Below are 14,317 nucleotides of genomic sequence, written 5' to 3'. Positions count from 1 at the left end.
TTTGCCTCGAAAGCGCGGGGACACGCGGGGCAACTCCGTGGAGGCATATGAAATGGCATTTTCGGCAGAATGGGCTTCAAGGCTGTGTCATAGGAAATGATTGGTGCTTTCCTGAAGTTCCAGAGGGATAATCAGCAATATGCCTCAGTCATGGAGTCCACCAACGGAAAAGTTGGAGAAAAGGCCGTATTTTCACCATATGGAGGAGATGAAGCGGACACATCGCTATGGCAGAGCCATCTATTTTCAATGGTTCTGTCATGGCATGTGGTTGTTTCATCGCCATAGTGCAGTGAAAATACATTCTTTTTCTCCAGCTTTCCCATTGGCGGGCTCTATGGCTAAGGCATTTGGCTGGTTATTCTTTTGAAATTTTAAGGAAAAAAGCATCAACCATTTTCTAGGACACAGCCTTTTCAATAAAATATATTAGGTCGTGTCATCAATTAGATATAATATGTTGAAACTATTTAACAATTTTCCAAGCTATAAAATAATTATTTTAAATAATTTCAAATGATTACATATAAAATGACGATACGGCCTAGCACTGGGTACAAAAAACGGCATGTCGGACGGACATGCCGTTTCGCATAACGTGGGAAGAACCGTTTCAGCTTCGATCCGCCGTCAGCAGGAATACCGCCGAAATGACCAGCGCGCTGCCCGCCCAGCCGTAGGCGGAGAAGTTTTCATTCCAGAACAGCCAGACCCAGAATGTCGCCAGTACGGGTTCGATGTTCCCGATGATGGCGGCCTTGACTTGGTTGATGATCTGGAGGCTCCGCCCGTAGGCGAGGTAGGCCCCGTAGTTCGTGACCACGCCGAGGGCCAGCAGGTTGGCCCATGCCGTCCACGAACGGGTGGGGGCGAAATCCACGAAGGGGAAGAGGGCCAGCGCGCCGCCGAGCAGCATGTAGGCGTACAGGGTCGCGGTGGAGTAACGGGGCTGCCACCAGACATAGAATGGGAAATGCGAGGCGTAGCAGAGGCCGGATATCAGCCCGCAGACGATGCCGAGCACGGACGGTTCGGCGTTCAGGCTCCCGCCGGAGAAGCATACCAGCGCCGTTCCGAAGAGGGCCAGCGCCAGCGCGATCCCCTTGCGGGAGGAGAAGCTTTCGTGGAACAGGATGCGGGAGAACACCGCCACCCATGCGGGGGCCGTGTACAACAGCACCATCGCCGTGGCCGCCCCGCTCAGCTGGATGGAGATTTGCAGCGAACTGAAAAACACGCTGATGCTCAACACCCCGAAGGCGCAGAAGAACAGCGCGTGCTTCAAGGGGATGCGCGCCCCGCCGCAGATGCCCGTTTGGGCGAAAAAGCAGACGCCGCCGAGCAGGGCGCGCCAGAAAGCCACCTCCAGCGGCGCAAGGCCTTCCTCCATGCAGATTTTGGAAAAAGGGCCGATGAGCGACCACAGGACGGCGGCGGCGAGCACATACAGATAGCCCGTCATCTGCTTTGAATCCTTTGCCATAAACGGTTTCCTCCAGAGGGCCGGCGGTGCCGCGCGGCGTTTGGCCGCGTCCTGCCCCGAACCTGATGCTATTCTATGATGAAGGATTCCGCGTCCGAGGGGTGCGCATACTGGCCGAAACGCCTGATGGCCAGGGCCAGGGCGTCTTCAAGCCGGGCTCTGGCGGAGAAGGAGAACACGACCGTCAGGCAGGAGCGGGTTTCCGGTGTGATCATGGCGCGGGTGGAGTCGCTGGTGGGGCTTCCGAAAGCGCCTTGCCCGTCCGCGAGCAGGGGCATGTTTTCAAGGGCGATGTCGTCCTTGCCGATGCCCGGATACGCTTCCCCGGCTTTGCCCAGACGGAAAACGATGTCCGCACCGATACGGGCCGTGTCGTAAGAGCCGAGGGAGAAGCCGGTTTCGAGCGAGACAAGGTTGTTGGCGTCCACGACGCTGTTGATCTGGTAGAGGGCCTTTCCCTGACGCACCCGGCGGTACAGCGATTCGGACGAGACGCGGAACCGTCCGGGGTCTTTGCCGAACGCCTTGTACGCCTTTCGGGATTCGTCGAGGTTGGGGATCTGGGCCAGCGGCGTGGTTTCCAGCATGGTTTTGAGGTAAGGGGCAACCTCGTTTTCGAGGCACGTCCAGAGCGCGTCCTCGCGGGCGAGCACGTCCGCCGTGTAGGTGAGGCAGCCCAGCCGCGCTTCGGGCCACGCGTTTTTGATGGATGGATCGATGGTGATGTTGAGGGCCGACATATCCGCTCCTTGTGCAATGGTGATTGCCGAGGGCGAAACGGCCGCCTCGCCCTCATGCCGGAACGGACAATATCATGGGTGGGGCCGGGAGTCTTGTTCCGGGCTCCTGTTTTTTTGTCCCAATCGCGTTTGCCTCCGATAGGCGGCGGGCGTCAGGCCGGTCAGGCGCTGCATGGCGCGGGTGAGCGCGCTTTGATCGCCATACCCGGCCCGCAGCGCCAGATCCGCAATCGGCAGATCCGATTCCGCCAGCCATTTCCGCACATGGCTGATGCGGCGTTCCGCCAGCCATGCCTGCGGGCTGAGGCCCCATTCGGAGCGGGACAGCGCGTGCAGCCTGCTTGGGCTGATGCCGATGCGCCGGGCCATTTCGCCCACAGTCCACGGCGCGCCGGGGTGGGCATCGATCAGCCTTTCCAGTGCGGCGAGCCGGGAAGGGCGGCATAGCGGGCGTTCAAGGAAGGAATTGAGGAGCAGGGGCATCCAGCATTGCGTGGTGCCCGGCTGTGAAAAGCGGTCTCTGGACAGCTCCGCGAACCCGATCAGGTGGCGGGTGGCTTCGGAAACGGGAAGAAAGATTTGTTCCGCCAGTCGTTCCGCCGCAGGGACGCCGCATTCGGCAAGATCGCAGTTGACGATAAGGAAGGCATTCGAGACGGTCGCCAACTGCGAATGCGGGACGCCGGGCGCGACGAACGCCGCGCAGGAGGGGGAAAGCCTGCCTTCCGCGCCGCCGATGGAGATTTCCAGTTCACCGGCGATGGGCAGGACGAACTGCGCGTGGGGATGCCGCTCGTTGCTGCGTTCCCCCTCATAGCTCAAAAAATCGATCCGGATGGACATGGCCCGCCTCATACTGAATGCCAAAAAAGGAGATATTCGCTTTTACAATGAAAATCCACATTCTAATTATATGAAATTCAAAGTGAATTTTTTAAATCATCAAAAAGGCGAATGTCTCCGAAAGGCTCTGTCATAGGTCGTGTCGTTAATGAGGTATAACCTATTGAAATTATTTAACTATTTTTCAAATCATAAAAATATTATTTCCAATAATTTTAAATAGTTACATATAAAATGACACACGACCTCGTATATGGTTGTTTCATTGCCACAGCGCGGTGAATATAGCCTTTTTCTCCTGCTTTCCCATTGGCGGAACCCATAGCCAAGGCATTTGGTTGTTATTTCTTTGGAATTTTAAGGAAAAAAGCATCGGCCATTTTTATGGCACAGCCCTCCGAAAAAGATGCGCCGTTTTCCGCAGCGGTTGTCCGTGCGGCGCATATGGTATCTTATAAGCCCAAAGCCTCTGGGCTTACAAGGCCGGGCCCCATCCGGGACATTTATTCATCCAATGGAAATGAAGCCGTAACAAGTTTAAATAAAAGATGATCTCTTTTAATCATATCAAAAAGGCAAATGTTTCCCCATCCGGGAGGCGGCACCCGGATGTATGCAGGGGCCTGAATGAGGCCGGGAGGGGGAGCAGCGGATATGCCGTTTTCGGACGTCCTCCCCTTTCCGATATTCGGAAACATGGCTGAAATCCCGCGGGTGGTGGCAGTCCAGATACGGACATCCGGGCGACTTTGAGGACATATGGGTAGAGGCCGGGAGCAAGCATGGTGATGCCGTTTTCAGAGGACAGCCAGAGCTGTTTGAACAAGGTCAGGCCCCGGACGATCACAAGATCGGGCTTCAGGACGTCGAGCATGGCAAGGAACGCCCCGCGTCCGAGCGAGATTTCTTCCGGCGTGGCGTGGGGGAGCGGTTGCGGTACGTTTCCGTTTGCATGTGTTGGACAAACACGCCGTAAGCCACGGTATCCCATACCGCGTTGGGCCCGCCGTAGGCGTTCCCGGTGAGCATGGCGGAAACATGGCTGAAATCCCGCGACGGGGGGACAGTACCAGATGTGGACATCCGGGCGACTTCTGAGGACGTATGTGCAGAGGCCGGGATCAAGCATGGTGATGCCGTTTTCAGAGGACAGCCAGAGTTGTTTGAACAAGGTCAGGCCCCGGACGATCACGAAATCGGGTTTTCAGGACGTCGAGCATGGCAAGGAACGTCTCGCGTCCGAACGTGGTTTCTTCCGACGTGGCGGGAGCGGCTGCGGTGCGCTTCCATTTGCATGTGTTGGACGGACACGCCGTAAGCCACGGTATCCCATACCGCGTTGGGCCCGCCATAGGTGTTCCCGGTGAGCATGACGGAGATGTTGCGGACAGTGCGGATCCAGTGGTTGCCGTTGCCTCTGGCGGCGTCCCGGAACGCCCGGCGCACGACCCCGTCAGTGTATGTCCTGTCGGCTCCGTCCGAAGTCGTGCCGTGGTTGGTTTTACCGAGCATGAGGATGCGCGGGTCGGCGTCGGCGTAGCCGTCCCCCACGTAGGGGAGGAAATGGATGGCCTAGTTTTGTTGCAGATGGATGCTGCCTGAACGTGTCCATAGCTATGTCATAGAGTTCCTCCGGCGGTTTGCGCTGTCTTGGAAGCGGAGGCTTTTGGCTGTGCCATAGAAAATGGTTGATGCTTCTTTCCTCGAAGTTTCAGAGGAATAACCAGCAAAATGCCTTGGCTGTGGATCCCGCCAAGGGGAAAACTGGATAAAAAGTCTGTATTCTCACAATGTTGCGGAGATGAAACAACCACATGCTATGGCAGGGCCTTTCCTGTCCGTACATGCCGGAGTTCGGGGAAGACAGTAATGAAATCATATTGTTCCGCACTAAAACCGGAAAAGCCCGCTTGCCGCCCCAGATGCCGCCTTGAATCTGCACGGTCGCATAGAGATATTCGTTTTTGTAATGGAAGCTGCATTTCAACTATATGAAATTCAAAATGAATTTTTTAGAAAATCATCGAAAAGGCGAATATCTCCGGATATCATGCGTTGACTTTCACGGGAGAGTTGTTTAGGGATCGCACCGGAAGCTGCGAAAGCGGCACTTCCACATCTCGCCAAGGAGGAAAAGCATGTCGCCCGACAGTAGTCACAGTCGCCCTTCAACTGATAGTGCCACAGCAACCGCTGCCGGCGTGCTTCTCCTGACCTTCTGACGAGTCCGGGGCGCACCCCGGCGGCTCAGGAGGTTTCCATGTCCTTCTTCTCGTCTTTGCATACGGGCGGCGTCTCGCGTGCCCTTGTCCGTTTTTTCCGGGAATTCCAGCTCCCGGCGTCTTTACTTGCGCCTTTCGGCTGTCTCCGTATGGCCGGGGCTTTCTCCCTTCGCCCGTCCTTCTCGCGGCGCACCCTCTTCGGATTGCGCCTTTCTCCTCACGAACGCGGCCGTTAACCGCCGTTCGTCTCTTGCCGTGCCCTTTTCAGGGCTTCTCACTCAGCGTTGCATGAGGCTGCGCTCCGTCGCCGCTTCATTTTATCAATGACAACATCGGAGGTGTGTTGTGGACATTGCCTGTTGCCGCAGGTTGTTCGCCGGGAACCCCGCCGCTCGTGCGGCGTCCGCTCCCAGCATGTGGAAAGGCTGCCTTGCAGCCGCGATTCTGAGCCATCGCCGGATCGGTTCCCGCCTGATCCGCAAAGCATTCATGAGGTTGAAGCTATGATCAAAAAGCAGCACGAAACGGAAAAGGATCTGAACGTCACGCAGGGAGTCCGCGAACTGGCCGCCCGCCCCGCGTCCGCCCGTCTTCTTGAGGCGGCCCGCCAGACGCCGCAAGAGGTCTTTGCAGCCTATGAAACGACGCCCCAAGGACAGCCCCGGCCCGACATCATGCGGGCGCTTTTCGGACGGAACGAGCTTGCCCGCAAAAAGGCGGACTCCATCCTGAAGCGTCTGTTCAAGGCATTCATCAACCCGTTTACCATCGTTCTCATCGTTTTGGCGGCCATTTCCTTCGTCACCGACTACGTCATCGCCGAGCCGGAGGAGCGCGACCTCACCGCCGTTCTCATCGTCGGCATCATGGTTTTCATCAGCGGCGCCCTGCGGTTTGTGCAGGAAGTGCGCTCGGGCAATGCGGCGGAACGCCTGCAGGCGATGGTCAAAACCACCATTGCGGTCATGCGTGACGGCGAGAGCCGGGAACGCCCGATTTCGGAGCTTGTTGTGGGCGACGTGATCCGGCTCGCCGCGGGCGACATGATCCCCGCCGATGTGCGCATCGTCGAAACCAAAGATCTTTTCGTCAGCCAGTCGTCTCTGACCGGCGAGAGCGAACCGATGGAAAAGTGGGCCGCCGCGCAGCCGCAGACGGGCGGCAATCCGCTGGAATGCAACAATCTCGCGTTTATGGGCAGCACGGTGGTCAGCGGTTCGGCTCTGGCCCTCGTCATCGCCGTGGGTAAGGATACGCTGTTCGGGGCTTTGGCCCGGCGCGTCGCGGAAACGCGCGTCCGCACGAATTTCGAGAAGGGCGTGAACGCCGTATCGTGGGTGCTCATCCGGTTCATGGTGGGCATGGTTCCGGTGGTGCTCTTCCTCAACGGCTTTACGAAAGGCGACTGGGTGCAGGCCGCGTTGTTCGCGCTGTCCGTGGCTGTGGGCCTGACCCCGGAAATGCTGCCCATGATCGTGTCCGCCAACCTCGCCAAGGGTGCGGTCGCCATGTCCCGGAAAAAGGTCATCGTCAAACATCTCAATGCGATCCAGAATCTTGGGGCCATGAACATCCTGTGCACGGACAAGACCGGGACACTGACGCAGGATCGCATCGTGCTGGAATATCCGCTCGACGTGCACGGCAATGTGGATGAGCGCGTCCTGCGCCACGCCTTCCTGAACAGCTATCACCAGACCGGCCTCCGCAACCTGATGGACGAGGCCATCGTGGATCACGCCTACGAGACGAACATGCTCCCGCTGTGGCAGGATTACCGGAAGGTGGACGAAATCCCGTTTGATTTTACCCGGCGGCGCATGAGCGTGGTTGTGGCGGATAAGGCAGGCAAGACGCAGATCATCACCAAGGGCGCGGTGGAGGAAATGCTCTCCATTTGCAGCTACGCGGAATACAAGGGGAATGTGGAGCCGCTCACCAGCGCGTTGAGCGAGGAGATCCTCGCCACGGTGCGGCGGTACAACGAGGCCGGGCTGCGCGTCATCGCCGTGGCCCACAAGACGAATCCGATGGTCGCCGGGGCGTTTTCCGTGGCGGACGAGTCGGACATGGTGCTCATCGGGTATCTTGCCTTCCTCGATCCCCCGAAGGATTCCGCGGCGGCTGCCGTAGCCGCGCTGAAGGAATACGGGGTCGCGGTCAAGGTGCTGACCGGGGACAACGACGCGGTGACGCGCAGCGTGTGCGGGCAGGTGGGGTTGCGGTCCCATTCCCTGCTGCTCGGTTCGGATGTGGAGGCGATGGATGACGCGGCGTTGCGCGCGGCGGCGGAGCGTACGGACATTTTCGCCAAGCTGACCCCGCAGCAGAAGGCGCGCATTGTGACGTGCCTGCGCGAGAACGGGCATACCGTGGGCTTCATGGGCGACGGCATCAATGACGCGGCGGCGATGAAGGCTTCGGACGTGGGGATTTCGGTGGACTCCGCCGTGGACATCGCCCGCGAATCCGCCGACATCATCCTGCTGGAAAAGGATCTGATGGTGCTGGAGCAGGGCGCGATCGAGGGCCGCAGAATCTACGCCAACATCATCAAGTACATCAAGATGACGGCAAGTTCCAATTTCGGCAATATGTTCTCGGTATTGGCGGCGAGCGCGTTTCTGCCGTTCCTGCCGCTGGCCCCGTTGCAGATCCTCGTGCTGAACCTCATCTACGACATTTCGTGCACGGCCATGCCGTGGGACAACGTCGATGCGGATTTCCTGAAGCAGCCGAAAACATGGGACGCCTCATCGATCAGCCGGTTTATGATCTGGTTCGGGCCCGCCAGTTCGGTATTCGACATCACGACGTTCGTTCTGCTGTATACCTACATCTGCCCGCTGGTGTTCGGGGGGACGTATGAGACGCTGGACGCGGGCACACAACTCCTGTTCGTGAGCCTCTTTCAGGCGGGGTGGTTCGTGGAATCGCTGTGGACGCAGACGCTGGTGCTCCATATGCTGCGTACGCCCAAGGTTCCGTTCCTGCGCAGCCGGGCCTCGTGGCAGGTGACGGGGCTGACTTCGCTCGGCATTTTGGCGGGAACGTGCATCCCGTTTACGCCCGTCGGTGAGGCCCTCGACATGATGCCGCTTCCGGGCGCGTTCTTCCCGTGGCTGTTCGCTACGCTTGCGGCCTACATGCTGCTGACGACGATCCTTAAGGGCATATTCATCAAAAAGTACGGAGAATTGTTGTAAGAAAAGGCTGTGCCGCAGGAAACGGTTGGTGCTTTCTTTCTTGAAATTCTAAAGGAATAACCAATAAAATGTCCCAATCATGGAGCCATCAGCGGGAAAAACAGAGAAAAAGTCTATACATTGTGAAAATAAAAGGCTGTGCTATAAAAATGGTTGATGCTTTTTTCCTTGAAGCTCCAAAGGGATAACCGGAAAAATGCCTTATCCGTGGCTCCCGCCAAGGGAAAACCGGAGAAAAAGGCTGTATTTTCACCGCACTGTGGAGATGAAACAACCACAAATATAACAGGGCCAAATAAAAAGACCATAGACTAGGCCGTGTCGTCGTTTATATGTAACCAATTGAAGTTATTAAATAACTTTGTAGCATTAATAATTATTTAATTATTTCAATATATTATATATAATTGACGACATGGCCTAGACAGAGCCCAAGAAAAAACGGCTGGCGGTACGGAGGAATCCCTCCCAGCCTTAGCCGGGACGAACTCCCGCCGCGCCGCCTCCCCACTCGTCAAAAGTCTTGGGAAGGAGAGAGGAGGGGGCGCGGGGGAGGGGAGAGGAAAGCCCTTCTCCAGAAGGGTTTCCTCTCCCCTCCCCCGGTATATTCATTCCCCCGGCTTTTTAAACAATAGGCGTCCCGTTTTCGAGACAGGGGCAAAGCGTAAAATGCGTGTGGAAGGCCTTCTTGATCAGCTTTTGGCTGCGCCCGATCTCTTCGATTTCGATGGGGCAGGCCTCGGAAGCGTGGAGGCACAGCTCCAGTTCCCCGTCCGGCGTGCGCCCGAAACGGGCCGAACGGATGATCTGGCGGTGGCTTTTGTCCATGCGCTCCGCAAGGGTCAGGAACAGGGACAGCAGGCGCACCTCTTCCCGGATGCCTTCATCAAGCTGGAGGAACAGCGGTATTTTCTTGGAGGGCCGCTTGCGGTGGAAGAACGCCAGCGCCGCTATGAGCTCGATTTCGCGTTCCGTGAAGCCGAGCAGCTCCGTGTTGCGGATCAGGTAGTGGCTGTGCGCGTTGTGGTTCGCAAAGGAAATGAAGATCCCGATGTCGTGCAGCAGGGCGGCATAGTACAGCAGCTCGCGCGATACGGGCGGGGCGTCGTGCAGCCCGATGGCCCGCGCGCTGTCGAACAGCTCAAGGGCCAGCTTCGCGATGTGCCGGGAATGTTTCTCCTCGAAGCGGCAGAAGCGTGCAAGCTGGAGGACGCTTTCCTCGCGGGTGGAGAGGCGGGCGCCTGCCTTCTGGGGATGCGTCCGCATGAGGTAGTCGACGAGGATGCCGTTTTGCAGGTTGCGGTTGCTGATGGTCACGCTCTCGAATCCCTGTTCCTCCATGATGGTCTGGAGGATGGCCGCGCCCGCAATGATCACGTCGGCCCGGTTGGGATTGATGCCCGGCATGGATTTGCGTTCCTCAAGAGTGCGGGAACACAGTTCCTTGACGGCGCGGCGCAGGCCGTCGTAGCTGAGGACATGCTTGGAAGCCGTGGAAGCCCTGCCCGTGCGCGCGGCGTCCTGCTGCTCCAGCGCGGCGGCGATTTCCGCGAGGTTCTGGGCCGTGCCCGAACTGGCGACGGCTTCGGGGATCTCGAACCCCGCGATGCGCTGGAAGGAGTGCAGGGCCTCGTTGCGGACGTAGCGTTGCAGCGCCGCGTAGGTATAGGCGGAAACCGGCCCTTTGTTGTCCTCAAAAAACAGGTTGGTCAGGCGCACGCAGCCGAGCTTGAGCGAATCGAGGTTCGCATAGGACTGCGAGTCGCCCACGATGAGCTCGGTGCTGCCGCCGCCGATGTCGATGAACAGCCGGAGGCTTTTGCTCTGCTCCAGCCCGCTGGAAACGCCGAGGTAGATGAGGCGCGCCTCTTCGCGGCCCGATACGGCCGTGAAGTCTATCCCGGTCTTTTCCTGCACGCGGCGGATAAATTCGGGGCCGTTGACGGCGTCGCGCACGGCAGCCGTGGCGATGGCGATGATTTCCGTCGTCCCATAGACCGCGCACATTTCCGCCAGCCCGCGCAGCACAGCAATGGTGCGGGCCATCGTTTCCTCCTGAAGGCGGCTGTGGGTGAACCCGCCTTCGCCGAGGCGAACCATGTGCTTGACTTGGTTCAGGATCGTCGTGGAACCGTCCGCATGGACGCGGACGAGCAGCAGACGCACCGAGTTGCTGCCGAGATCGATGATGCCGATGACTTTTTCCGTCCGGCCTAGTTCTCCTGGCATACGCATTCCAGCTCCCGCCCAAAGACGTGCATAAACAGATCGCCCTTTTTGATGACGCGCTCCATTTCCGCGGAACAGTCTCCTGAGCACTGGACGGCGATGATGACCTTGTGCTTTTTGACGGCGACGGCAAGGTTCCCGACGACGCCCGTGTGGGTGTAGTCGAGCGCATCCGCAATGCGGAGCAGGGACGCCGCCTTGCGCAGCGCCTTCCGGTCGCTTTTTTTCAGGGCGTCGAAACGGGCGTGCCGACGCGAGGGCCATGCCTTGCGGTGGTAGCGGGCGAGCAGGGCGACCCACGGGCGGTCGTCCTCGTGGATGTTCAGGCTGAGATCTTCCTCAATGAGGCGCATACTGATTTTATGGTGCCCCTTGCGGCCTTCGGCGAACCCGATGTCGTGCAGCTGCGCCGCGAGGTGGAGCCTGTGCCCCCAGACGTCGTCGAGCCCGTGGAGCTCGGCGAGATCCTGAAACAGGGTCGCGGCGATGGCGGCTACACGCTGCCCATGCGTCAGCGAATCGGCCATGACCGGCGATTCGGGCATGACCGCCGTGGTGAGGGGCGTTTCCCCGCCGCGTTCCACAGCTTTGGCGGCAGGGGCGGAACAGGCTTCCGGGCACGGTTCGGAGCAGGGGGCGGACAGGGCCGGGGCGGAGGCATAGGCTTTGGGGGCGGCCACGGCTTCCGCTGCGGCTGCGGGTTCCGGGGCGGATTTCTGTTTTGCGGGCTCAGGCTGAACGGGTTTCGGCTTCCTGCCGGCCCTAGGGGCCGGTTTGGGCTGCGGCTTTCCGGCGGGAACGGTTTTCGCCGTCCTTGCGGGCCGCTTCTCCGGGGCCGCCTGAGGCTCCTGCAACTGGTCTTTCGTATGTATGGTCATGATTTTTTCCTTTGGCTGTGTTTAATTTTACGGTTGATGATTTTTTCAATGAAAATCAATAGATAAAAGCTCGTTCCACGTCTGGTGATGTGGGGCTCTCTCATTAAACTTAAACACAGCCTTTCCTTTTGGGCGTTTGAGGATCAGGCACACTCCCGGCTGCGGCGCATCATGGTTTCCTGTGCGTTGACGGGCTGTTCTTCCTTGCCGGGCTTGATGCGGCAATAGGTGCCGTCTTCCTGAAGCCGCCATGTCTGCTGGTTGTCGCGGAGGTGTGTTTCCAAAATATCGTTGCGCAGGCACGCCCGCAATCCGGGATCGAGGATGGGGACAAGCACTTCAATGCGCCGGTCAAGGTTACGGGGCATGATGTCGGCGCTGCCGATATAGAGGCGGCCTTCCCCATTGGCGTTGAACCAGTAGACGCGCGCGTGTTCCAGAAAACGCCCGACGATGGAGGTCACCTCGATGTTGTCGCTGATGCCCTTCACGCCGGGGCGCAGGCAGCAGATGCCGCGCACCTGAAGCCGGACGCGCACGCCCTCCATAGAAGCCCTGTACAGGGCCCGGATAACGTGCTTATCCACCAACTGGTTGCATTTGAAAATGATTTCGCCGTTTCCGTACTGCTGGTGCAGGGCCGTCTCGCACTGGATCATCTCCAGCAGGGAGCGGCGCATGGACAGCGGGGAGACGAGCAGTTCCCTGTATTGCTCGCGGTGGGCGTATCCGGTCATGACGTTGAAGAGATCGGTCACGTCCGCGCAGATGTCCGGGTTGGCGGTGATCAGCCCCATGTCGGTGTACATTTTGGCGGTGGAGGGGTTGTAGTTGCCGGTGCCGATATGCACGTAGCGGGAAACCCCATCCGGTTCGCGCCGAACCACAAGGCAGAGCTTGGCGTGTATCTTCATGCCGACGAGCCCGTAGACCACGTTGACGCCCGCCTTTTCCATTTCCTCGGCCCACGTGATGTTGCGCTCCTCGTCAAAGCGGGCTTTCAGCTCGACCACGGCGGTGACCTGCTTGCCGGATCGCCGGGCTTCGATAAGGGCCTTCACGATGGGCGAAGCGTTGCCCACACGGTAGAGCGTCTGTTTGATGGCGATGACGCCGGGGTCCTCGCTGGAGCGGCGGATGAAATCCAAAACCGGGGTGAAGCTGTCGTAGGGATGGAAGAGGAAAATATCCCGGCTCTGGATGTGCGCATAGATGTCGCCTTCCTGAAATACGCTCGGCGTGTGTCCGTAAAAGGGGGATTCCTTCAAGCCCGGCCTGTCCACGCCGTAAAGGGCCATGAGTTCGGAAAAGGCCAGCGGCCCCTTGACCCGGTAAATCTGGAACGGCTGCATCCCCAACCGTTCGGTCAGGAACGCGCTGAGCTCCTTGGCCGTGCCGTGGGCTATCTCAAGGCGCACCACGTCGCCGAAGCGCCGCTGTTCCACCAGATCCTTGACGGCCTCCAGCAGATCGTCGGCTTCGTCCTCCTCAATTTCCACGTCGGTATTGCGCGTGATGCGGAACAGCCCGGCGTTGATGACAGTGTTGCCGGGGAACAGGGAACCGAGGTATTCGGCAATCAGATCCTCCAGCAGGATGATGTCGCTTTCACGGACGTTGGCGTTGAAGCCGAGCGAGGCGTAGGTTTTGGCCTCCTTGTTCCGGGGGATGAAGACGAAGCGGGAGATGTTGTTGGGGCACTTCAGGCGCGCGAACCGGGTCACGCCGTCACGGCTGCGCAGTTGGATGATGAAGTTGAGGCTGGTATTGGAGATCATTGGAAAGGGGTGGCCCGGATCGATGGCCTGAGGGGTCAGGATAGGGTAGATTTCGTTCCTGAAATAGCCGTCGAGGAATTTGCGCTGCTTTTCCGAGAGGTCCGCATAGCGCATCAGGCGTACGCCCTTGTCGTGCAGCTGCGGGGCCAGCCGCTTGCGCCAATGCTCCTGGGCGCGGGAAACCAGAATAAGAACCTTGCGCCGGATTTCGGCGAGCTGTTTGGCCGGCGTCATGCGATCCGGCGACGAGGATATGGCCCCGCTGCGGTACTGGCGATGGATGTTCGCCACCCGGACCATAAAGAATTCATCAAGGTTGTTGTAAAAGATGGAAAGGAATTTAAGCTGCTCAAGGAGCGGGAGGCCGGTATCCGTGGCTTCGTCGAGCACCTTTGCGTCAAAGTCCAGCCAATTGATTTCCCGGTTCAGGTACAGGTTGGGACAGGCCAGTTCACTGATTTCTTCCGTAGCGCACAGTTGTTCCGGGTATCCTTCGGAATCTTTGGAAACCACGATCGCTCCTCCTTCGCATGGCGGCATGGATGCAGGTCTTGTAGCAGGCGGGCCTTGGAAGTATGTTACAACAATATGACGATTGTGTGAAAAAAGTCCAGAGTATAAGAAGGTTGAAAATATGGGCCGATTCCGGCGCGGCTGATGGATGTTTTCCCCTCTTCGGCAAGAAATTGCCGGGGAAGGGCGCCAAACGGCTGCGGGCCCTCTTTCGGCAATTCGGAAATCCTTGCCGAAAGAAGTGATTTGTGGGAGTTAAAGAATAAGCTGCGCCATAGAGGATGGTTGATGCTTTTTTCCTTGCAGTTCCAAAGGAATAACCGGCAAAATGCCTTGGCCATGGATTCCGCCAAGGGGAAAACTGGAGAAAAAAGGCCGTATTTCCACAGCGTTGTGGAGATGAAACAGCCATATGCCATGACAGA

12 protein-coding genes are annotated in these 14,317 nt (G+C 58.4%); 3 read left to right on the top strand and 9 right to left on the bottom strand.

From position 1 onward, the window contains the following. Window positions 1–613: 613 nt before the first annotated feature. The 5 genes from AC6I1V_RS03640 to AC6I1V_RS03620 form a co-directional block, all read right to left on the bottom strand. Entirely contained in the window at window positions 614–1,483 is an 870-nt protein-coding gene (locus tag AC6I1V_RS03640) for a DMT family transporter (protein ID WP_302553655.1), read from the bottom strand. Between the two features lie 68 nt (window positions 1,484–1,551). After that, window positions 1,552–2,223: a B3/B4 domain-containing protein gene (locus AC6I1V_RS03635; RefSeq protein WP_302553656.1), complete on the bottom strand. Its 672-nt coding sequence runs from the start codon at window positions 2,221–2,223 to the stop codon at window positions 1,552–1,554. Window positions 2,224–2,295: 72 nt separating this feature from the next. Further along, window positions 2,296–3,066, bottom strand: a complete 771-nt coding sequence (locus AC6I1V_RS03630; RefSeq protein ID WP_486853990.1) for a helix-turn-helix transcriptional regulator — start codon at window positions 3,064–3,066, stop codon at window positions 2,296–2,298. A gap of 858 nt (window positions 3,067–3,924) precedes the next feature. Next, window positions 3,925–4,149: a hypothetical protein gene (locus AC6I1V_RS03625; protein ID WP_486853989.1), complete on the bottom strand. Its 225-nt coding sequence runs from the start codon at window positions 4,147–4,149 to the stop codon at window positions 3,925–3,927. A 105-nt stretch (window positions 4,150–4,254) separates the two neighbouring features. Next, window positions 4,255–4,617, bottom strand: coding sequence for a hypothetical protein (locus tag AC6I1V_RS03620; RefSeq protein WP_486853988.1), 363 nt, complete (start codon window positions 4,615–4,617; stop codon window positions 4,255–4,257). Between the two features lie 709 nt (window positions 4,618–5,326). Here AC6I1V_RS03620 and AC6I1V_RS03615 point away from each other — a divergent pair. The 3 genes from AC6I1V_RS03615 (at window position 5,327) to mgtA (ending at window position 8,494) form a co-directional block, all read left to right on the top strand. Beyond that, window positions 5,327–5,524, top strand: a complete 198-nt coding sequence (locus AC6I1V_RS03615) for a hypothetical protein (RefSeq protein ID WP_486853987.1) — start codon at window positions 5,327–5,329, stop codon at window positions 5,522–5,524. Window positions 5,525–5,633: 109 nt separating this feature from the next. Further along, window positions 5,634–5,795 (top strand): hypothetical protein, encoded by a 162-nt coding sequence (locus AC6I1V_RS03610; RefSeq protein WP_497736856.1) that lies wholly within the window; start codon window positions 5,634–5,636, stop codon window positions 5,793–5,795. Continuing rightward, complete coding sequence (gene mgtA, locus AC6I1V_RS03605) at window positions 5,792–8,494, top strand: magnesium-translocating P-type ATPase (RefSeq protein WP_486853986.1); 2,703 nt, start codon at window positions 5,792–5,794, stop codon at window positions 8,492–8,494. Before AC6I1V_RS03610 ends, mgtA begins: the two co-directional genes overlap by 4 nt. Window positions 8,495–9,118: 624 nt before the next feature. Here mgtA and AC6I1V_RS03600 read toward each other — a convergent pair. The 4 genes from AC6I1V_RS03600 to AC6I1V_RS03585 all read right to left on the bottom strand — a co-directional run bounded on the left by AC6I1V_RS03600 (window position 9,119) and on the right by AC6I1V_RS03585 (window position 14,233). After that, window positions 9,119–10,729, bottom strand: a complete 1,611-nt coding sequence (locus AC6I1V_RS03600; RefSeq protein ID WP_486853985.1) for a Ppx/GppA phosphatase family protein — start codon at window positions 10,727–10,729, stop codon at window positions 9,119–9,121. Beyond that, window positions 10,708–11,601, bottom strand: a complete 894-nt coding sequence (locus AC6I1V_RS03595; RefSeq protein WP_486853984.1) for an HD domain-containing protein — start codon at window positions 11,599–11,601, stop codon at window positions 10,708–10,710. Before AC6I1V_RS03595 ends, AC6I1V_RS03600 begins: the two co-directional genes overlap by 22 nt. A gap of 143 nt (window positions 11,602–11,744) precedes the next feature. After that, on the bottom strand, window positions 11,745–13,892 hold the full coding sequence (gene ppk1 / locus AC6I1V_RS03590) for a polyphosphate kinase 1 (protein ID WP_308771229.1): 2,148 nt from the start codon (window positions 13,890–13,892) through the stop codon (window positions 11,745–11,747). Window positions 13,893–13,957: 65 nt separating this feature from the next. Then, entirely contained in the window at window positions 13,958–14,233 is a 276-nt protein-coding gene (locus AC6I1V_RS03585; protein ID WP_486853983.1) for a hypothetical protein, read from the bottom strand. Between the last annotated feature and the right edge of the window lie 84 nt (window positions 14,234–14,317).

The sequence above is a fragment of the Bilophila sp. T19-St14 genome (assembly GCF_059728385.1).
Note: the sequence above shows the minus strand (reverse complement) of the source record. Positions and strands in the feature narration are given on the sequence as shown.